Origin of the sequence: Sphingomonas sp. CBMAI 2297, assembly GCF_029870595.1 — a bacterium.
Taxonomy (GTDB): domain Bacteria; phylum Pseudomonadota; class Alphaproteobacteria; order Sphingomonadales; family Sphingomonadaceae; genus Sphingomonas.
In genome coordinates this window covers 39,234-57,208 of sequence record NZ_JAPDIR010000009.1, presented here as the reverse complement: position 1 = coordinate 57,208, position 17,975 = coordinate 39,234, and the positions used below count along the sequence as shown (strand labels likewise).

The 17,975-nt window shown below is 67.0% G+C and carries 14 protein-coding genes and 1 tRNA gene; 7 read left to right on the top strand and 8 right to left on the bottom strand.

Features of this window, described 5'->3' with window-relative positions; genetic code table 11:
* Nucleotides 1-86: 86 nt before the first annotated feature.
* The 8 genes from OMP43_RS13755 to OMP43_RS13720 form a co-directional block, all read right to left on the bottom strand.
* Nucleotides 87-1,460 carry a 3-deoxy-7-phosphoheptulonate synthase class II gene (locus OMP43_RS13755; protein ID WP_280280230.1) on the bottom strand — a complete coding sequence of 458 codons (1,374 nt, stop codon included), beginning with the start codon at nucleotides 1,458-1,460 and terminating at the stop codon, nucleotides 87-89.
* A 288-nt stretch (nucleotides 1,461-1,748) separates the two neighbouring features.
* The gene (locus OMP43_RS13750) at nucleotides 1,749-2,705 is read right to left on the bottom strand and encodes a hypothetical protein (RefSeq protein WP_280280105.1); all 957 of its coding nucleotides are present in this window, start codon (nucleotides 2,703-2,705) and stop codon (nucleotides 1,749-1,751) included.
* Nucleotides 2,706-2,810: 105 nt separating this feature from the next.
* A complete protein-coding gene (locus OMP43_RS13745; RefSeq protein ID WP_280280104.1) occupies nucleotides 2,811-3,266 on the bottom strand; it encodes an SRPBCC family protein in 456 nt (151 codons plus the stop codon).
* On the bottom strand, nucleotides 3,259-3,594 hold the full coding sequence (locus OMP43_RS13740; protein WP_280280103.1) for a metalloregulator ArsR/SmtB family transcription factor: 336 nt from the start codon (nucleotides 3,592-3,594) through the stop codon (nucleotides 3,259-3,261). The genes OMP43_RS13745 and OMP43_RS13740 overlap by 8 nt, the downstream gene beginning before the upstream one ends.
* Before the next feature lie 61 nt (nucleotides 3,595-3,655).
* Entirely contained in the window at nucleotides 3,656-4,591 is a 936-nt protein-coding gene (locus OMP43_RS13735) for an NAD(P)-dependent oxidoreductase (RefSeq protein WP_280280102.1), read from the bottom strand.
* 97 nt (nucleotides 4,592-4,688) lie between these two features.
* Nucleotides 4,689-6,137 (bottom strand): cysteine--tRNA ligase, encoded by a 1,449-nt coding sequence (gene cysS / locus OMP43_RS13730; protein ID WP_280280101.1) that lies wholly within the window; start codon nucleotides 6,135-6,137, stop codon nucleotides 4,689-4,691.
* A gap of 83 nt (nucleotides 6,138-6,220) precedes the next feature.
* Nucleotides 6,221-6,439: a hypothetical protein gene (locus OMP43_RS13725; protein WP_280280100.1), complete on the bottom strand. Its 219-nt coding sequence runs from the start codon at nucleotides 6,437-6,439 to the stop codon at nucleotides 6,221-6,223.
* 173 nt (nucleotides 6,440-6,612) lie between these two features.
* Nucleotides 6,613-6,686, bottom strand: a tRNA-Cys gene (locus OMP43_RS13720).
* Nucleotides 6,687-6,854: 168 nt separating this feature from the next.
* Between OMP43_RS13720 and OMP43_RS13715 the strand changes: the two genes are divergently transcribed.
* The 7 genes from OMP43_RS13715 to OMP43_RS13685 all read left to right on the top strand — a co-directional run bounded on the left by OMP43_RS13715 (nucleotide 6,855) and on the right by OMP43_RS13685 (nucleotide 17,964).
* A complete protein-coding gene (locus OMP43_RS13715; protein WP_280280099.1) occupies nucleotides 6,855-7,535 on the top strand; it encodes an rRNA adenine N-6-methyltransferase family protein in 681 nt (226 codons plus the stop codon).
* A 14-nt stretch (nucleotides 7,536-7,549) separates the two neighbouring features.
* On the top strand, nucleotides 7,550-9,139 hold the full coding sequence (locus OMP43_RS13710; protein WP_280280098.1) for a TolC family outer membrane protein: 1,590 nt from the start codon (nucleotides 7,550-7,552) through the stop codon (nucleotides 9,137-9,139).
* Nucleotides 9,140-9,175: 36 nt separating this feature from the next.
* Nucleotides 9,176-9,667 carry a DUF2497 domain-containing protein gene (locus OMP43_RS13705; protein ID WP_280280229.1) on the top strand — a complete coding sequence of 164 codons (492 nt, stop codon included), beginning with the start codon at nucleotides 9,176-9,178 and terminating at the stop codon, nucleotides 9,665-9,667.
* 523 nt (nucleotides 9,668-10,190) lie between these two features.
* Nucleotides 10,191-12,260 carry a S9 family peptidase gene (locus OMP43_RS13700; RefSeq protein WP_280280097.1) on the top strand — a complete coding sequence of 690 codons (2,070 nt, stop codon included), beginning with the start codon at nucleotides 10,191-10,193 and terminating at the stop codon, nucleotides 12,258-12,260.
* A 163-nt stretch (nucleotides 12,261-12,423) separates the two neighbouring features.
* Nucleotides 12,424-15,201: a valine--tRNA ligase gene (locus OMP43_RS13695; protein WP_280280096.1), complete on the top strand. Its 2,778-nt coding sequence runs from the start codon at nucleotides 12,424-12,426 to the stop codon at nucleotides 15,199-15,201.
* A 201-nt stretch (nucleotides 15,202-15,402) separates the two neighbouring features.
* Nucleotides 15,403-16,443, top strand: a complete 1,041-nt coding sequence (locus OMP43_RS13690; protein ID WP_280280095.1) for a choice-of-anchor A family protein — start codon at nucleotides 15,403-15,405, stop codon at nucleotides 16,441-16,443.
* 72 nt (nucleotides 16,444-16,515) lie between these two features.
* Entirely contained in the window at nucleotides 16,516-17,964 is a 1,449-nt protein-coding gene (locus OMP43_RS13685; protein ID WP_280280094.1) for an MATE family efflux transporter, read from the top strand.
* Nucleotides 17,965-17,975 lie beyond the last annotated feature (11 nt).

Genomic DNA, 17,975 nt, shown 5'->3' with positions numbered 1-17,975 from the left:
TAAAACTCCGCGTAAAGCGCAGTCCATCCAAGATGCTGACAGCGATGTAAATCCGCTAAATTACGGATGTGTTCCGCAACAATTGATCAAGCAGCGGCCTTGCGGCGTTCCGCCATTTCCTCGTTGAGCATTTCGGCCAGCAGGAAGGCGAGTTCCAGGCTCTGTCCCGCATTGAGACGTGGGTCACAATGGGTGTGGTAGCGATCGGCAAGGCCCTGCTCGGTGATGTCGATGGCGCCGCCGGTGCATTCGGTGACGTTCTGCCCAGTCATCTCGGCATGGATGCCGCCCGCGAACGTGCCTTCGGCGCGGTGGACCGCGAAGAAGCCGCGCACTTCGGCCAGTATCCGCTCGAACGGCCGGGTCTTGTAGCCATTGGCCGCCTTGATCACGTTGCCGTGCATCGGATCGCAGCTCCACACCACCGGATGCCCCTCGCGCTTCACCGCGCGGACGAGCTTGGGCAGGCCGGCCTCGATCTTGTCATGGCCATAGCGGGTGATCAGCGTCATCCGCCCCGGCGTCCGGCTCGGGTTCAGCGTGTCGAGCAGGCGCAGCAGCGCGTCGGGCTCGAGGGTGGGTCCGCACTTCATGCCGATCGGATTGCCGATGCCGCGCAGGAATTCGACATGGGCCGAACCCTCGAAGCGGGTGCGGTCGCCGATCCAGAGGAAGTGCGCGCTGGTGTCGTACCAGTCGCCGGTCAGGCTGTCCTGGCGGGTGAGCGCTTCCTCATAGGGCAGGAGCAACGCCTCATGGCTGGTATAGAAATTGGTGGCCTTGAGCTGCGGCACGCTGTCCGCATCGATGCCGCACGCGGCCATGAAGTCGAGCGCCTCGCCGATCCGGTCGGCCAGATCGGCATATTTCTTCGCCCAGGGGCTGCGGCCCATGAAGTCGTGGGTCCATTTGTGGACCTGGTGCAGATTGGCATAGCCGCCCTGCGCGAAGGCGCGCAGCAGGTTGAGCGTCGCCGCCGACTGCGAATAGCCCTGCAGCATCCGCTGCGGATCGGGCGTGCGCGCCTCCGCCGTGAAGGCAATGTCGTTGACATTGTCGCCGCGATAGCTGGGCAGCTCGACGCCGCCGATCGTCTCGGTATCGGCGGAGCGCGGCTTGGCGAACTGGCCGGCCATGCGCCCGAGCTTCACCGTCGGCAGCTTCGAGGCGAAGGTAAGCACCACCGCCATCTGGAGAATGACGCGGAACGTGTCGCGGATGTTGTTGGGGTGGAACTCGGCGAAGCTCTCGGCGCAGTCGCCGCCCTGGAGCAGGAAGGCCTCGCCGCGCGACACCTTGGCGAGTTCGCTGGTCAGCTCGCGCGCCTCGCCGGCGAAGACCAGGGGAGGGAAGGAGGTGAGCTGGGTCGTCGCCGCGTCGAGCGCGCCCTGATCGGGGTAATTGGGCAGCTGACGCGCCTCGGCTGCCTTCCAGCTCGACGGGGCCCAGCTCGCATGCATGTCGTTCTCCGCATCGCGCACGGTGACGTTCCAGTCGGCGGCGCCGGCAATGCCGTGGGCGGCGATCAGGTTCATGACCTTGGCGTTCGCCCGCTTGCCGTCCTTCTCCCAACCCTGGACGGTGGAGCCGGGAATGTCGAACCACGCGCCGAACGCAGCGCGGGTGAGGGAGCGTTCCTCGCGGAAGCGGCGGATCTTGGTGCCTGCAAGTGTGGTCATAGCCCAGGCGGCTTACCCCGACTGGGTAAAATCTTGCAAGCAGAAAATTTCCCTTCCAGGGTAAATCGTTCAGCCCCGGCGGAACGACCAGTTCACGCCGCCCGGCCCGGAGAGCCGCAGGCCGCCACCGGCGTTGCTGTAGCTATAGGTCTCGCTACGCGGCGAGATCGTGCCCGATCCGCCCTTGCCGCAGCCGCTCCAGCTCTCCTGCCCGCCCTGGATCGCGAAGGTCATCTTGCCGCCCGCCGTCTGGATGCGGCCCAGCTTCTCCTGGGTGATCGTCTTGGAGCAGCTCTTGCCCTCCGGCTGGACCTTGGTGATCCGCCAGGTGAAGGTGCCGTCCCGGCGGATGACGAGGTGCATCTGGCGCCGCACGGTCACCGGCATGGACTCGGTCACGATCGTGGTGTTGGTCGCCGAGCCGGGGCCGAAGGTGCCGCCCAGATTGGTGCCATAGCCGGTCGCCATGCTTGGCTGGAACTTGATCTTGGAACCGATCACCAGCTCGGTGCCGGTCGAGGATTGCGACCAGCTTCCAGCCAGCCCGGGAATGTCGCCGTTCGAAGCCTTGGCCGCGGTCTGGTCTCCTTCGACTCGCTTCACCGCGATGCGCACCGCGCTGGCCGGGGCCGTGATCTCGGCGCCGTCGCGGGCGATCCCCAGATAGTCGCCCGGCGAAGCCTCGTCGTCGCCATCGACATCCTTCCATGCGATGAGCTGCCACGGCCCGCGATCGGGCAGTGCCAGCGCATAGGTCCAGGTCGAGCCGCCTGCCTGGCGCAGCGGCGCCTCGATCTTGGTCTTGCAGCTCTGATAGGGCGAGGAGCAGGCAACGACCTTGCCGCCCGCCATCGGCGCGCCCGCCGGCACCTGGACGTCCCCGGTGATGGAGAGGCTCTGCGGCGAGGGCCCGGCAGCCGCTTCGGTTGCATTGGCGGCGGCCTTGTCCGGCGTGCCGGCGAAGCAGGCGGACGCGGCGAGCAGCAATGCGGGCGCGAGGACGATGGGGCGAGCGGCAAAGGGCATGGCGGTCCTCCTGAACCCGGGGAAGGGACAGGCGCCGTGCTGGCGTGCCGAGAATGGCGGGCATAGCGTTCCGCGACGAATGCCCGCCCTGGCGCAACGAAGCCGTCAGCCGGGCAGCGTCTCGGCCAGCTTGTCATATTGGAGGCCGATCCCGTGTAGGCGGGATCCATTGTCCTCATAGCCGTCCAGATAGATGCCGTGCTCGGTGTGGAGCAGGCGAGTGCCGTCGCCGTCGGGCAGCAGCTCGATCGAGCAGAGGCTCACCGAGATCGGCTTGCCGTTCAGCTTCATGCGATAGGCATAGACGATGCGGCCATCCGGCACGATGTCGTGATAGGAGCAGTCGAAGCGCGTGACCGTGCCGCTTTTCCAGCGGCCTTCCAGATGCTCGGTGCCGCCCACTCGGAAATCGAAATGGCGATCGACCATGTCCCAGGTCTCGTTCGGCCCCGAGAACCAGCGCGCCTTGCCCTCCTCGGTGGCGAACGCCGCGAACACCTTTGCCGGTGCCTGCTTGAAACGGCGCTCGATGACGAACTTGTCGTGGACGGCTTCAGCCATGGTCCTTCTCCTTCTCCTGCGCGTCGAGGAAATGGGCGAGGCGGTCATAGCGCGCCTCGGTCGCGCGGCGGCGCTCGACGATCCATTGCTCCACCGCGGCAAGGGCGAGCGGCTCGAGCGTGCAGGTGCGCACCCGGCCCTGCTTCGCCGTGCGCACCAGGCCGGCGCCCTCGAGCAGGCGGATGTGCTGCAGGAAGCTCGGCATCGCCATGGGAAAGCCGGCGGCGAGCGCGCTCACGCTGGCCGGCCCTTCGCCCAGCCGCTCGACCACCGCGCGGCGGGTGGGATCGGCGAGCGCGGCGAATGCGGCATCGATTTTATTAGGCATTTGCCTAACTAATGGCCCGCCAAGGCCTGATGCAAGCAAAACCGAGGCGGGCGGGAAAATTTCAATAGCCCGCGATGAGATCGACTTCGTTCCGGAGCGGGCGCCCTTCCACAAAGGCCCGGGCATTCTCGACGAACAGCGCGGCGGCGCGCAGGAACATCCGCGTCTGGCTGCGGCCGGATAGGTGCATCGAGTGGATGATGTTCGCCGTGCTCCACAAGGGGTGCTCGGGCGGCAGCGGCTCGGGCGTGACCGTGTCGAGAAACGCGCCGGCGATCCGTCGCCGGGTACAGGCCTCGATCAGCGCATCCTGGTCGATCAGCTCGCCGCGGCCGACATTCACGATCCAGGCGCTGGGCTTCATCGCGGCCAGTTCCTCGGCGCCGATCATCGCGCGGCTCTCCGAGGTCGCGGGCGCGGCGAGGAACAGCCAGTCGGTCTCGGGCAGCAGCGCGCGCCAGGCATCGGGCCGCACCGTGCCCTCGGCGCCCGAGCGCGTGACGCCGGTCACCTCGACGCCGAATGCCGTAAGCCGTTCCCCGATCAGCCGCCCGATCGTGCCATAGCCGATCACCAGCGCCTTGCTCTCGAACAGCTCGAGCTTGCCCGGCGCGTCGGTCGGCCATTCGTGGCGGTCGGCGGCGCGCACCACCTGGTCGAAGCGCTTGGCGGCGACCAGCGCGCCCATCACGGCATATTCGGCAACGGCATGCGCGTTGACGCCGCTGCCATTGGTCACGCGGGTGCCGCGGGCCTGCAACAGATCGGTATCGAGCGCGTCGAGCCCGGCATAGATGGTCGACAGCCATTGCAGCCGCCCGGCCGCCGCCACGGCACGCGCCCATTCGCGCGGATCATTGTGGTCGAGCCAGCCGATGTCCGCGTCGGCGACGAGCGCGACCGCCTCGTCGGCGCTCGTGAACCAATGGATGTCGAGCCCGGCCGGGAGCTGCGGCTCCACCAGCGGGCGGGCGAGGGCGGGAAGCACGGCCTTCATGGACCGGAGGCTAGCGCGCGCCCGGCCCGGGTCAAAGGCCTAGATTGCGATCCCGGTCGGGATTCGGGCCGGGCGGCGGGGAGCGCGGCTTTCTCCGTCAGTCGAACACCGGTTTCCAGTCCCAGCCCAGCGGATCACCGTCCATCACCTCCACGCCGGCGGCGGCGAGTTCGTCGCGGATCGTGTCGGAACGCTGGAAGTCCTTCACCAGCCGGGCTTCCTTGCGCTCGACCAGCCGGTCCTCGATCTCCTGCACCGTGATCGCGGCGCTCACGGGCCGCACGCGGAGCTCCTCGCGAGTCAGCTCGAGCAGCCGCAGGCCGAGCACCGCATCGAACGCCGCGAGCCCTGCCAGGCGATCGGCGGGCGCCAGCTTCTTCTCGGCGAGCAGCTCGTCGAGCGCCGGCAGTGCCCTGGGCGTGTTGAGGTCATCCGACACGGCTTCGTCGAGCCGTGCCAGCCAGGCCTGGGGCGCCGTGCCTTCGCCCTCGGCCCGGGCCTTGAGCGCGGTCACCGTCATCACCAGCCGCTTGAGCCGGGTCAGCGCCGCGGCCAGGTTTTCGGCCGAGAATTCCAGTTCGCTGCGATACTGGGCGGAAAGGCACATCAGGCGATAGGCGAGGGGATGCACGCCCGCGTCGATCAGCGACTGGAGCGTGGTGAAGCCGCCCTTGGACTTGCTCATCTTCCCCTGGCGATCGACCAGGAAGTTGTTGTGCATCCAGAAATGCGCGCCCGAATCGCCGCAGCCGCAAAAGGCCTGGTTCTGCGCGATCTCATTGGGGTGGTGGATCTCGCGGTGGTCGATCCCGCCGGTATGGATGTCGAAGGGAGCGCCCAGATACTTGATGCTCATCACCGAGCATTCGAGGTGCCAGCCCGGCGCCCCCTTGCCCCAGGGGCTGTCCCATTCCATCTGGCGCTGCTCGCCCGGCGGCGACTTGCGCCAGATGGCAAAATCCTGCGGATGGCGCTTGCCGGCCACCGGATCGATCCGGCCTTCCGCGGCATCGTCCCGATTGCCGGCGAGGCGGCCATAGTCGGGAACGGTGGTCACATCGAAATACAGGCCCGAATCGAGCGCGTAGCAATGATCCGGCGCGATCTTCTCCGCGAAATCGATCATCTCGGCGATATGGTCGGTCGCGACGGACCAGCGCGAAGGCTGGCGGATGTTGAGGTCGGCGATGTTCTGCTTGAATGCCGCGGTATAATGCGCCGCGATATCCCAGATGCTCTTCGCCTGGGCGCGGGCCGCCGCCTCCATCTTGTCGTCGCCCGCATCGGCGTCCGACGTCAGATGGCCGACATCGGTGATGTTGATCACATGCGTGAGGGGCCCCCACGCATTTTCCCCGGCCTTCCAGCTCAGCACCCGGCTCAGCGTGTCGGTGAACACATAGGCGCGCAGATTGCCGAGATGGGCATAGTTGTAGACCGTCGGCCCGCAGGAATAGACGCGCACGCCCCGTTCGGGATCGAGCGGCCGGAAAACCTCCAGGCTGCGGGTCAGCGAATTGTAGAGCGTAAGTTGGGCGCCGGTCATAGGGGCGGCATAGCGGCTCGTCGGCACGCTGCAAGTCTCGGGCGGGTCCGTTGCCGATCCCGCGCATGTCCCGGCGCCAGGGTTCAGGCGGCCAGCGCGGCCTCGCCCCGCTGGCGGATCAGCCCGCTGCCGGTGCTTCCGCCCACTATCAGCGGCAGGGCGGTGGCGCAGAAAGCGCATTCCGCCGTGAACCGGCCGATCACCCAATGGGATCCGCCGCAGCCCGGGCAATAATTCTGCTGCTGCGGACGGTACGCCACGCGATAGCCGGTAAGAGCGTGTCGGATGCCGAAATCGTACATGCCTCGTCTCCCGATAAGCGCGGGATCAACGGCGGTGAATCGCGATTTGTTCCGCATCCGAGCCGGTTCGGCGTCGATGTTCCGTGCGATTCGATCGATGAGTTGCGGGAAAGACACAGTTTTGCCGGCGTGCCGGCGCGCTGGGTGAGAGGATGGTGGTGCGGGGAAGGAAGTGGAGGCCCGAGCCGGAATCGAACCGGCGTGCAAGGATTTGCAGTCCTCTGCGTCACCACTCCGCCATCGGGCCTCGGAGCGAGCGGCGGCAATGCGCAGGTGCTTCGCCCGCTGTCAACATTGCAGTGCAAAAATAGCTGCGCGCATTGCTTGGCGAAGGGTTGCGAAGGGGATACAAGCCGCCCTACATAATCAGTGTATTGCACAACTAATACGGTTGTGCCAGATAGCCGGGGTAATGATGGCTCTTACGGTAGATTCCGCGCCTGCCGAGGCGAACCGCTTCGAAGTGATGCGCCACGCGATGGTCGCCAGCCAGCTGCGCACCAACGCGGTCAACGACGCCCGCGTGGTCGAGGCTATGGCGCGCCTCCCGCGCGAGGATTTTCTTCCCGAGGCGCATCGCGCGATCGCCTATCGCGACACGTTGCTGCCGCTTGCCGGCGGGCGCAGCCACAACCTGCCGCTCGCGACCGGCCGGCTGCTCACCGCGGCCGAGATCCGGCCCACGGACAAGGTGCTGCTGATCGGTGCGGCGGGCGGCTATGCGACGGCGCTGCTCGCCGGCCTCGCCGGGTCGGTGGTCGCGGTGGAGGAGGAGCCCGGCCTCGCGGCGCTCGCCCGCACCGCGCTCGCTGCCTATGCCAATGTCGAGCTGGTCGAGGGGCCGCTCGCCGCCGGCCATGCTCCGGAAGGCCCTTATGACCTGCTCGTCGTCGACGGCGCGGTCGAAGCGCTTCCCACGGCACTGCTCGACCAGGTCGGGCCCGATGGTCGGGTGGTGACCGGCCTCCTCGATCGCGGCGTGACGCGCCTTGCGGCGGGCCGCCGCACCGAAGGCGGCTTCGGCCTCGTCGATTTCGCCGATATCGAATGTGCAGTTCTTCCCGGTTTCGAGCGCCTACGAACCTTTCAATTCTGATCTGAAAGAGGCTCATGCGAATTTCCTCTCTGCTCCTGGGCGCCAGTCTTGTCGCGATCGCCGTGCCTGCCGCCGCGCAGACCACGACAACGCGCGCCGGCACCGATATTCCCGTGCAGGTGGTGGGCACCGGCGCGCCGGCCCAGACGGCGCAGCCGACCACTACGCTGCGCGATGCGCTGGTGCTTGCCTACAACACCAATCCGGGCCTCCAGTCGGAACGCGCCAACCAGCGTGCCAATGACGAGAACGTGCCGATCGCCAAGGCCGCCGGCCGTCCCGGCTTGAACGGCACCGGTTCGTTGAACACCAGCCCCTATAACAGCGACGCGACCATCGGCCCGAGCCGCAACGGCAATCTCGGCCTGAACCTCTCGGTGCCGATCTACAGCGGCGGCGCGGTGCGCAACTCGGTGCGCGGTGCGGAGACTCGCGTCGCCGCCGGCCAGGCCAGCCTGCGCGGTGCCGAGGCGCAGCTCTTCACCGATACGGTGACCGCCTATGTCGACGTGCTGCGCTTCGAGGCGATCGTTCGCCTCAACCAGCAGAACGTCCATGTCCTTGAGGTCAATCTCCAGGCGACTCGCGACCGGTTCGAGGTGGGCGACCTTACCCGCACCGACGTTGCCCAGTCGGAGGCGCGGCTCGCGCTCGCCGAGAGCCAGCTGCGCACGGCCGAGGCCGGGCTGATCGGTTCGCGCGAGAATTACATCCGCATCGTCGGCGCCGCGCCCGGCGTGCTCGCCCAGCCGCCGGCGCTGCCGGGCCTGCCGGTCGACGTCGCCGATGCCGAACAGGCCGCGATTGCCGGCAATCCGAACCTCGAAGCCGCGCAGAAGCAGCGCGATGCCTCGCGCTTCGACGTCAGCGCGGCCAAGGCCGGCCGCTCGCCGCAGGTGAGCATTGGCGTCGGCAGCAGCTATTATAATTACCTGGGCTCGCTCACGCCGCAGGCGCGCTCGGTCATGGGCCTCAATCCGGACGGGATCTCGACCACGCTCGGCGCGCAGCTCAGCCTGCCGGTGTTCCAGGGCGGCCGCCCGGCCGCGCAGGTCCGCCAGGCCCAGGCGCGCGAGGCGTCGGCGATCGAGACCGTCACGCTCACCGAGCGCGGCGTGATCGCCCAGGTGCGCTCGGCCTATGCCAGCTACCAGTCGGCGCTGCGCGTGATCGAATCGTCGCGTGTCGCCGTCGATGCCAACAAGCTGAGCCTCGAGGGTGTCCGCGCCGAGAACAGCGTCGGCACCCGCACGATCCTCGATATCCTGAACGCCGAGCAGGAACTGCTCAACAGCCAGGTCAATTATGTCACCGCCGAGCGCGACGCCTATGTCGCCGGCTTCACGCTGCTCGCCGCGATGGGCCGGGCCGAGGCACAGGATCTCAACCTGGACGGCGGCCCGCTCTACGATCCGGGCATCAACTACAAGCGGGTGAAGAATCGCTGGTCGGATCGCAACGACGATCCCGAGCCCCAGGCCGTTGGCACGCGCACCAACCAGACGCCCGCCCAGACGCCGGCCGTCACCACCACGTCGCTCGATCCCGTGCTTCAGCGCGGCGATACCACGCGGCCTGTTGACATTAACCGTAAAAATCCCTGATGACGCGCCTCCGGGGCTTTCAGGAGTAGCCGGTTGATGGGGGACATCAGTAGCGAGCCGTCGATGGAGGAGATTCTATCCTCCATCAAACGCATCATCGCCGAGGAAGGCGATGCGGCCATCGCGACGCGTGCGCGCCGCGGCGGACGTGCGACGACGGTGGCGGACAAGCCCGCCGCCATCGACGAAGTGCTCGAACTGAGCCAGCCGGTCGACGAGGACAGACTGGAGACGCCGACGCCGATGTCGATGGGTTCCCCTACGCCGCCCGAAGCCGCCCCGAAGGCCGCGGCCGAGGTGCCCGCCGATCCGATCCTGTCCGACCGCGCCGCCGAAGCGACGCGCGGCCCGCTCGAGGCGCTGTCGCGCATGGTGGTGAAGCCCGAGGTCACCGGCACGGACACGCTCGAGGGCATGGTGCGCGAGATGCTGAAGCCGATGCTGCGAGACTGGCTCGACGCCAATCTGCCGCGGCTGGTGGAAGAGATGGTCGCCCGCGAGATTTCGCGGATCACCGGGCGGCAATAGGTCGGGCCATTATTTCCAGCCCCGTCGTCGCCTCGGTTGCCTGTTAAGGCGGGCAAGGGGCGAAGGCTTGGATTCAGCCGCCATATCCGTCATCCCGGCCTTGAGCCGGGGTTCACAGTGCCTCAAGTCCAGCATTAGGGTCACGACTCAATCAGCAAGGCCCGTCATCCTCGCGCAGGCGGGGATGCAGGGTAGCGCGGGACAAAGAGGCTACCAGGCCGGCGCTCCCTGGAGGGCGCGGGACGCGATTGAGCGCAATCCGCTCCTGGCCCTGGATCCCCGCCTGCGCGGGGATGGTGAAGGGAATCGCGGAGATGGCGAAAGAAATCAAAGCCTTGATCGGATTTCTACCCTAGGAGCCTCTTGCCTCCCGGTGGACCCCGGCACAAGGCCGGAGCGACGGGGTGTAGAAGGAGCCATCGCGGTGCCCGCATCCCAACTTTCGATTGGACCTGGGGCTTTGTCGCCGGTCTAGTGCGCTGACCGATTGTAACGGCCGCAACCTTCCGGCTATCCTCGCGGCATGAAATATATCCTGCTCGCGAGCGTCACGCTCGCTTTCGCCGCGGCGCCCGCGCTGGCGCGTGATCTCACCATCCAGGACGTCGCCACCCTGTCGCGCGTCGGCGCCCCCGCGGTCTCGCCCGATGGCCATTGGCTCGTCTGGCAGCAGCGCGAGACCGATCTCGCCGCCAATCGCGGCCGTTATGACCTGTGGCGCCTCGATCTCACGGTGAAGGGCGCCAGGCCCGAGAAGCTCGTCGCCGAGGCCGATGTCAACGAGACCAGCCCGCAATTCTCGGCGGACGGCAGGACCGTGTGGTTCCAGTCGGACAAGGGCGGCGAGGATGCCGTATGGGGCATCGCGATCACCGGCGGCACCGCAACGCAGCTCACCCATATCCCGGGCGGGTTCAACGGGTTCAAGGTCTCGCCCGACGGCAGCAAGCTGCTCGTCTGGGCCGATCGCAAGCCCGGCGCGCCCAGCCTGGAGCCGGCGATGGTCAAGAAGGATCCGAACGCCGGCTCCGGGCGCACCTATGACCAGCTCTTTGTCCGCCATTGGGATACATGGTCGAACGGCGAGCGCTCGCAGCTCTTCGTGCTGCCCTTCGGCCCGAACGGTGCCACCGGCAACGGCGTGCCCATCGTCGGCGGGCTGATCGGCGACACGCCTTCGAAGCCCTTCGGCGGCGGCGAGGAAGTGTCGTGGAGCGCGGACGGCAAGACCGTCTATTTTGCTCTGCGCGAGGCCGGCCGGATCGAATCCAAATCGACCAATCTCGACATTTTCGCCGCTCCCGCGGACGGCAGCTCGGCGCCGGTGAACCTCACCAAGGCGAACGAGGGAATGGACAATCTCCCCACCGTCTCGCCAGACGGCAAGTGGCTCGCCTATTTCTCGATGGCGCGCGCCACCTATGAGGCCGATCGCCAGGTGCTCCAGCTGCGCAACCTCGCCACCGGCGAAGTGAAGGCACTTACCCAGGCCTGGGACCGTTCGGTCGCCTCCATCGCCTGGGCGCCGGATTCCAAGGCGCTGTACGTCACGGCCGAGGATACCCAGGAGACTCCGATCTGGTCGGTCGATCCGCAGACCGGCAAGGTCGCCCGGCTCACCCAGCTCGGCAACGTCACCGCGGTGGTGCCGACCAGGGGCGGCATCGTCTATTCGATGAACAGCCTCACCGCGCCGGACGATTTCTACCAGCTCAAGGGCAAGGCCAGCACCCGGCTGACTTCGGTCAATGCGGAGAAGCTCGCCGGCATCGACCTGCCGAAGGTCGAGCGCTTCAGCTTCGCCGGTGCCAACAACGACACGGTCTGGGGCTATGCGGTGCGCCCGGCCAGCCTGGCGGTGGGCAAGAAGGCGCCGATCGCCTTCATCGTCCATGGCGGCCCGCAGGGAAGCAGCAACAACAGCTGGTCCTATCGCTGGAACCCCGCGGTGTTCGCCGGTGCCGGCTATGCGGTGGTCGCGGTCGATTTCCACGGCTCCACCGGCTATGGTCAGGCCTTCACCGACGCGATCCGCAACAATTGGGGCGGCTGGCCGCTCGAGGACCTGCAAAAGGGCCTCAAGGCCGCGACGGACAAGTTTGCGTATCTCGATGCCGGCAATGCCTGCGCGCTGGGCGCCTCTTATGGCGGCTATATGATGAACTGGATCGAAGGCCAGTGGCCGGACCGGTTCAAGTGCATCGTCCAGCATGACGGCGTGTTCGACGCCCGCGCCATGGCCTATGAGACCGAGGAGCTGTGGTTCGACGAATGGGAACATGGCGGCAAGGCCTATTTCGAGGACCCCGCGGCATTCGAGAAGTGGAACCCGGTCAACCATGTCGACAAATGGAAGACCCCGCAGCTGGTGATCACCAGCGAGAAGGACTTCCGCATTCCCTATACCCAGGGGCTCGCTGCCTTCACCGCGCTCCAGCGCCGCGAGATTCCGTCCAAGCTGCTGGTGTTCCCGGACGAGAACCACTGGGTGCTGAAGCCGAAGAACTCGATGCAATGGTATGGCACCGTGCTGGGCTGGCTGGATCGGTATACCGGCAAGCAGCAGGATGCCGGCGCGACTGCCGTCAAGTAAGGCCATAGCCGCAATAAGCTTCCGTCATGCTGAACTCGTTTCAGCATCCAACTTTCCACCGGCGATATCGCTTGCGGCGCGTTGGACCCTGAAACGAGTTCAGGGTGACGGAAGTGGGGCGAGGGAGTTTGCACCACGCAAACACCTCGCTAAGGGCAGGGGCATGACCACCGAACTGCCCAAGACCTTCGACCCCGCCGAGCTCGAATCCCGCTGGTACCGGCATTGGGAAGCCAACGGCCTGTTCCGCCCCGAGCGTGACGGCGCCGACCCCTGGACGCTGGTGAACCCGCCGCCCAACGTGACGGGCAGCCTGCATATCGGCCATGCGCTCGACAACACGCTGCAGGACATCCTGGTCCGCCACGCCCGGCTGAAGGGCAAGGACGCGCGTTGGGTGGTCGGCACCGATCATGCCGGCATCGCGACCCAGATGGTGGTCGAGCGCCAGATGAACCTCAGACAGCAGAAGCGCACCGACTTCACGCGCGAGGAGTTCGTCGCCAAGGTCTGGGAGTGGAAGGAGGAGAGCGGGGGCGAGATCACGCAGCAGCTCCGCCGCCTCGGCTGCTCGATGGACTGGTCCGACGAGCGCTTCACCATGGACGAGGGCTTCTCCAAGGCCGTCCTCAAGGTGTTCGTCGAGCTGCACAGGCAGGGCCTGCTCTACCGCGACAAGCGGCTGGTGAACTGGGATCCGGGCCTGGGCACCGCGATCAGCGACCTCGAAGTCGAGACCAGGGACGTCAAGGGCAGTTTCTGGCACCTGAAATACCCGCTAGCCGACGGCTCGGGCTTCATCGAGGTCGCGACCACGCGCCCCGAGACGATGCTCGCCGACATGGCGGTGGCGGTGAACGCCGAGGACACGCGCTACACCGCGCTGGTCGGCAAGATGGTCAAGCTGCCGATCACCGGCCGCCTGATCCCGATCGTCACCGACGAGCACGCCGATCCCGAGCTCGGTTCGGGCGCGGTGAAGATCACGCCGGGGCATGATTTCAACGACTTCGAGGTCGGCAGGCGGGCCGGGATCGAGGCGCGCGACATGCTGAACATGCTCGACGCCAAGGCCCGCATTACCCAGACCGCCGACGGGCTGATCCCCGCCGAACTGCTCGGCATCGACCGGTTCGAGGCGCGCAAGCTGGTGGTCGCGCGGCTGAAGGAAGAAGGCTTCCTGATCCCGCACATCGACAAGGAAGGCGCGGCGCATGACGCCGAGCCACGCACGATCGCGACGCCGTTCGGCGATCGCTCGGGCGACGTGATCGAGCCCTGGTTGACCGACCAATGGTATGTCGATGCCGCTACCTTGGCCAAGCCGGCGATCGAGGCCGTGCGCTCGGGCGCCACGAAGATCGTGCCGAAGAGCTGGGAAAAGACCTATTTCAACTGGATGGAGAACATCCAGCCCTGGTGCGTGAGCCGCCAGCTCTGGTGGGGGCACCGGATTCCGGCCTGGTTCGCACTGGATGGCCGTATCTTCGTCGCGGAGAGCGAGGAAGAACTCGCAGGGCTCGTAACGTCGGGCAGCCCCGGCACCGGCGTCGACCTTGCGGGCGGAGCCATCCTGATCGTCGAAAATGAGCAGGCAGCCCGCGAAATGCAGGCCGGGAACCCCGATGCCGTCATCCTTTGGCAGGACAATGACGTGCTCGACACCTGGTTCTCCTCCGCCCTCTGGCCCTTCGCGACGATGGGCTGGCCGGAGAATCCCGATGCCACGCTCGGCGGCCGCTATCCGAACGACGTGCTGATCTCGGGCTTCGACATCCTGTTCTTCTGGGATGCCCGCATGATGATGCAGGGCTTGCACTTCATGAAAGCAGTGCCCTTCAAGACCCTGTATCTACACGGTCTTGTCCGTGCGGCGGACGGGCAGAAAATGTCCAAGTCCAAGGGCAATGTCGTCAATCCGCTCGGGCTGATCGACAGCTATGGCGCCGATGCGCTGCGCTTCTTCATGGCGGCGATGGAAAGCCAGGGCCGCGACATCAAGATGGATGAGCGCCGGATCGAGGGCTATCGCAACTTCGCGACCAAGCTGTGGAACGCCGCGCGCTTCGCCCAGTCGAACGGCATCTCGGCCTCGACCACGCTCGAGCCGCCTGCGGCGCAGCTGGCGGTCAATCGCTGGATCGTCGCCGAGGCGGTCGCCACCGTCCAGGCGATCGACCTCGCGCTGGCCGATCTGCGCTTCGACGAGGCGGCGAACAGCATCTACCAGTTCGTCTGGAGCCGTTTCTGCGACTGGTATCTGGAGCTGATCAAGCCGGTCCTTCAGGGCGAAGGCGCCGAGGGTGCCGAAGAGACGCGCGCGGTGGCGGGCTGGGTGCTCGACCAGATCCTGGTCATGCTCCACCCGTTCATGCCCTTCATCACCGAGGAGCTGTGGTCGAAGATGGGTCCGCGCGATCACGAGCTGATCGTGGCGAGATGGCCGATGGCCGATGCCCGCGCGCTCGATCCGGCGGCGGCGCAGGAGGTGGACTGGCTGATCCGGCTGGTGAGCGAGATCCGCGCCGCCCGCACCGAGCTGAACGTGCCGCCGGGTGCGCGCCTGCCGGTGTTCGTGCGCGACGCCTCGGCCGAGACCAGCGCGCGCCTGGGCCGCCAGGAAGCCGCGCTGGCGCGCCTCGCCCGTGTCGATCAGGCCGCGGGCGAAGTACCTGCGGGCGGCTCGCTGCAGATCATCGTCGACGAGGCGACCTTCGTGGTGCCGCTCGGCGATGTGGTCGACATCGAAGCCGAGAAGGCGCGCCTCGCCAAGGCGATCGCCGCGGCCGAGAAGGAGCGCGACGGCCTGGCGGGCCGGCTGGGCAATGCCAGCTTCGTCGAGAAGGCCAAGCCCGAGGCAGTCGAGAAGGCCCGCACCGACCATGCCGAAAAGGCCGCCGAGGCGGAGCGGCTGTCGGCCGCGCTGGCGCGGCTGGGCTGATCCAGATCGTCATCCCGGCGAAAGCAGGGGTCTCGTGCACTGGGCTTTTCGCTCATGATCGCATGAGATCCCGGCTTTCGCCGGGATGACGGAAATGGGCGAGCCTCCCGATACGGGACGCCGTTAACCATAGTTCTCAATATCCTCCGGGCATTCCAGCCCCTTTAACCAACTCCGAGTCGCTAATCCCTCGGAGTCGCCATGAACCGCCTTCTGCTTTCCGCCGGCATTGCCGCAGCGGCGCTGTTCGCCGCCATGCCCGCGTCCGCCCAGTCCATCGCCGGGCTCGATGCGCTGCGCACCTGGAACCTCGTCGTGCTCGGCGACCTGACCTCCTCGTCGGAAGTCGAGGGGCGGACCTTCGTCGGCGGCAACCTCAACGGCAATTCCTCCAACTATCAGATCGGCAATCCCGCCCCGAGCCCGCTCGGCGTGCCTGGCCTCACCGTGGTGGGCGATGTCAACGGCTCGACCAAGAACCTTAACAACGGTTCGGGCGCGGTGATCGGCGGCAACGTCAACAGCGGCTTCAACCTCAACGGGCCGGCGCAGACGGTGAAGGTCGGCGGCACGATCGCCAACACCAACGTCAACCAGAACACCGTGCAGTCGGGCCTGACGGCGAGCGATCCGGCCTTCTCGGTCAATCTGAAGCAGCAGGGCAGCCTGCTCACCAGCAGCCTGACCGACCTGTCGCGCACGCTGGGCGGGCTCGATGCCAACAGCAACCTGGTGATCGCCGGCAATCGCGGCACTTTCAACGCGGTGCCGAACGCGGACGGCGTGGCGGTGTTCAACATCAGCGCCGCCGATCTCGACAAGATCGGCGAGATCCAGTTCAACCTGAACGGCGCCGACACCGCGATCGTCAACGTCAGCGGCGCGAACGTGACGCTCAACGACAATTTCCTGGGCGGCACCCAGGGGCTGGGCCAGCACGTGATCTGGAACTTCCCCGATGCGAAGACGCTGAACGCCACCACTGCCTGGGGCGGATCGGTGCTCGCGCCGAGCGCGGCGGCGACCACCGGCAACTATATCCAGGGCTCGGCGGTGTTCGGCAGCCTCGTCCAGAACGGCGAGTTCCACCTCGGCACCTATACCGGCACCTATACGCCGCCGGGCACCACCAATCCGGGCGGCGGCGATCCCAGCCCGATCCCGGAGGAGGCGCTGGGCCTGTTCGCGCTGGGCACGATCGCGCTCTGGGTGATGCGCCGCCGGCGCGCCCAGCCGGCTTGACCTGACCGCCGCCGGGTGCTGGTGAGGAGCGGCGGGAGGTCCTTTCCGCCGACTCCAACCAGAGCGAGCGCCATGGCCGGTCCTCCCCAACGCCACGACCTGACCCAGGGCCCGATCAGCCGGACGCTGCTGCTGTTCGCGCTGCCCACGCTGGGCTCGAACATCCTCCAGTCGCTGAACGGCTCGATCAACTCGATCTGGGTCGGCCGCTTCCTGGGCGAGCAGGCGCTGGCGGCAACCGCCAATGCCAACATCATCATGTTCCTGATGTTCTCGGCGGTGTTCGGCTTCGGCATGGCGGCGACGATCCTGATCGGCCAGTCGATGGGGCGGCGCGACGTCGAGGCGGCGCGGCGCGCCTTCGGCTCGGCGATCGGGCTGGTAATGGGCGGCGCGGTGGTGATCGCGATCCTCGGCTGGCTGTTCGCCCCGCAGATCCTCCGCCTGCTCGCCACCCCCGGCGAGGCGCAGGACATGGCGCGCGACTATCTGCGCGTCATCTTCCTCGGCCTGCCGTTCAGCATGCTCGGCGTGCTCATCCAGATGAGCCTGCGCGGCACCGGCGATTCGATCACGCCGCTCTGGTTCATGGTGCTGAGCGTCACGATCGACGCGGGGCTGAACCCGCTGCTGATCCAGGGCATCGGCCCGTTCCCCCGCATGGGCATCGCCGGCTCGGCCACCGCGACGCTGCTTGCCGGGCTGGTCTCGTCCTTCGGCCTGCTCCTCTACGTCTATTGGCGCGACTTGCCGGTGCGGCTGCGGGGCCATGAGCTGCACTATCTGATCCCGGAAAGGGCGCTGGTCCGCACCATTGTCGCCAAGGGATTGCCGATGGGCGCGCAGATGCTCGTCATGTCCACCGCCGGCCTCACCATGATCGGGCTGGTCAACCGGCTCGGCGTCGACACCGCCGCAGCCTATGCCGTCTCGCAGCAGCTCTGGACCTATATCCAGATGCCGGCGATGGCGATCGGCGTCGCCGTGTCGAGCATGGCCGCGCAGAATATCGGCGCGGGGAGATGGGACCGGGTGAACGCGATCACCCGCGCCGGGCTGGCCTACAACACCGTCATAACCCTGGTCGTGATCGTCGCGATCCTCCTGTTCGATCGCCCGGTCATGGCGCTGTTCGTCGGCGGCGACAGCCCGGCGATCCCGATCGCGCGCCACATCCAGCTGCTCGCCAGCTGGACCTTCGTGATGTTCGGCGCGACCATGGTGCTGTTCTCCACCGTCCGCGCCAACGGCGCCACCGTGCCGCCTTTGGTCATCCTGGCGATCACGCTTTTCCCGATCCGCTTCGGTTTCGCCGTCCTCGGCCAGCGCTGGTTCGGCAGCGACGCGCTGTGGCTGGCCTTTCCGATCGGGTCTGCCTGCTCGCTGGCGCTGGCGGCGCTCTACTATCGCTATGGCCACTGGCGCAGCGAAGTGCTGGAAGTGCCGCCCGAGCCCGTCGCGGTGGAGGAGGAGGCGCTCGCCGCCACCGAGCCCGCGGGGCGCTTGCAACCCAATTGCTGAGGGCGCATCAG

What these genes read in the sequence shown, in the direction of transcription:
- OMP43_RS13755 (WP_280280230.1), bottom strand. Translation starts at nt 1,460, where the DNA reads ATGCATGCGAGCTGGGCCCCGTCGAGCTGGAAGGCAGCCGAGGCGCGT.
- OMP43_RS13750 (WP_280280105.1), bottom strand. Translation starts at nt 2,705, where the DNA reads ATGCCCTTTGCCGCTCGCCCCATCGTCCTCGCGCCCGCATTGCTGCTC.
- OMP43_RS13745 (WP_280280104.1), bottom strand. Translation starts at nt 3,266, where the DNA reads ATGGCTGAAGCCGTCCACGACAAGTTCGTCATCGAGCGCCGTTTCAAG.
- OMP43_RS13740 (WP_280280103.1), bottom strand. Translation starts at nt 3,594, where the DNA reads ATGCCTAATAAAATCGATGCCGCATTCGCCGCGCTCGCCGATCCCACC.
- OMP43_RS13735 (WP_280280102.1), bottom strand. Translation starts at nt 4,591, where the DNA reads ATGAAGGCCGTGCTTCCCGCCCTCGCCCGCCCGCTGGTGGAGCCGCAG.
- cysS (WP_280280101.1), bottom strand. Translation starts at nt 6,137, where the DNA reads ATGACCGGCGCCCAACTTACGCTCTACAATTCGCTGACCCGCAGCCTG.
- OMP43_RS13725 (WP_280280100.1), bottom strand. Translation starts at nt 6,439, where the DNA reads ATGTACGATTTCGGCATCCGACACGCTCTTACCGGCTATCGCGTGGCG.
- OMP43_RS13715 (WP_280280099.1), top strand. Translation starts at nt 6,855, where the DNA reads ATGGCTCTTACGGTAGATTCCGCGCCTGCCGAGGCGAACCGCTTCGAA.
- OMP43_RS13710 (WP_280280098.1), top strand. Translation starts at nt 7,550, where the DNA reads ATGCGAATTTCCTCTCTGCTCCTGGGCGCCAGTCTTGTCGCGATCGCC.
- OMP43_RS13705 (WP_280280229.1), top strand. Translation starts at nt 9,176, where the DNA reads ATGGGGGACATCAGTAGCGAGCCGTCGATGGAGGAGATTCTATCCTCC.
- OMP43_RS13700 (WP_280280097.1), top strand. Translation starts at nt 10,191, where the DNA reads ATGAAATATATCCTGCTCGCGAGCGTCACGCTCGCTTTCGCCGCGGCG.
- OMP43_RS13695 (WP_280280096.1), top strand. Translation starts at nt 12,424, where the DNA reads ATGACCACCGAACTGCCCAAGACCTTCGACCCCGCCGAGCTCGAATCC.
- OMP43_RS13690 (WP_280280095.1), top strand. Translation starts at nt 15,403, where the DNA reads ATGAACCGCCTTCTGCTTTCCGCCGGCATTGCCGCAGCGGCGCTGTTC.
- OMP43_RS13685 (WP_280280094.1), top strand. Translation starts at nt 16,516, where the DNA reads ATGGCCGGTCCTCCCCAACGCCACGACCTGACCCAGGGCCCGATCAGC.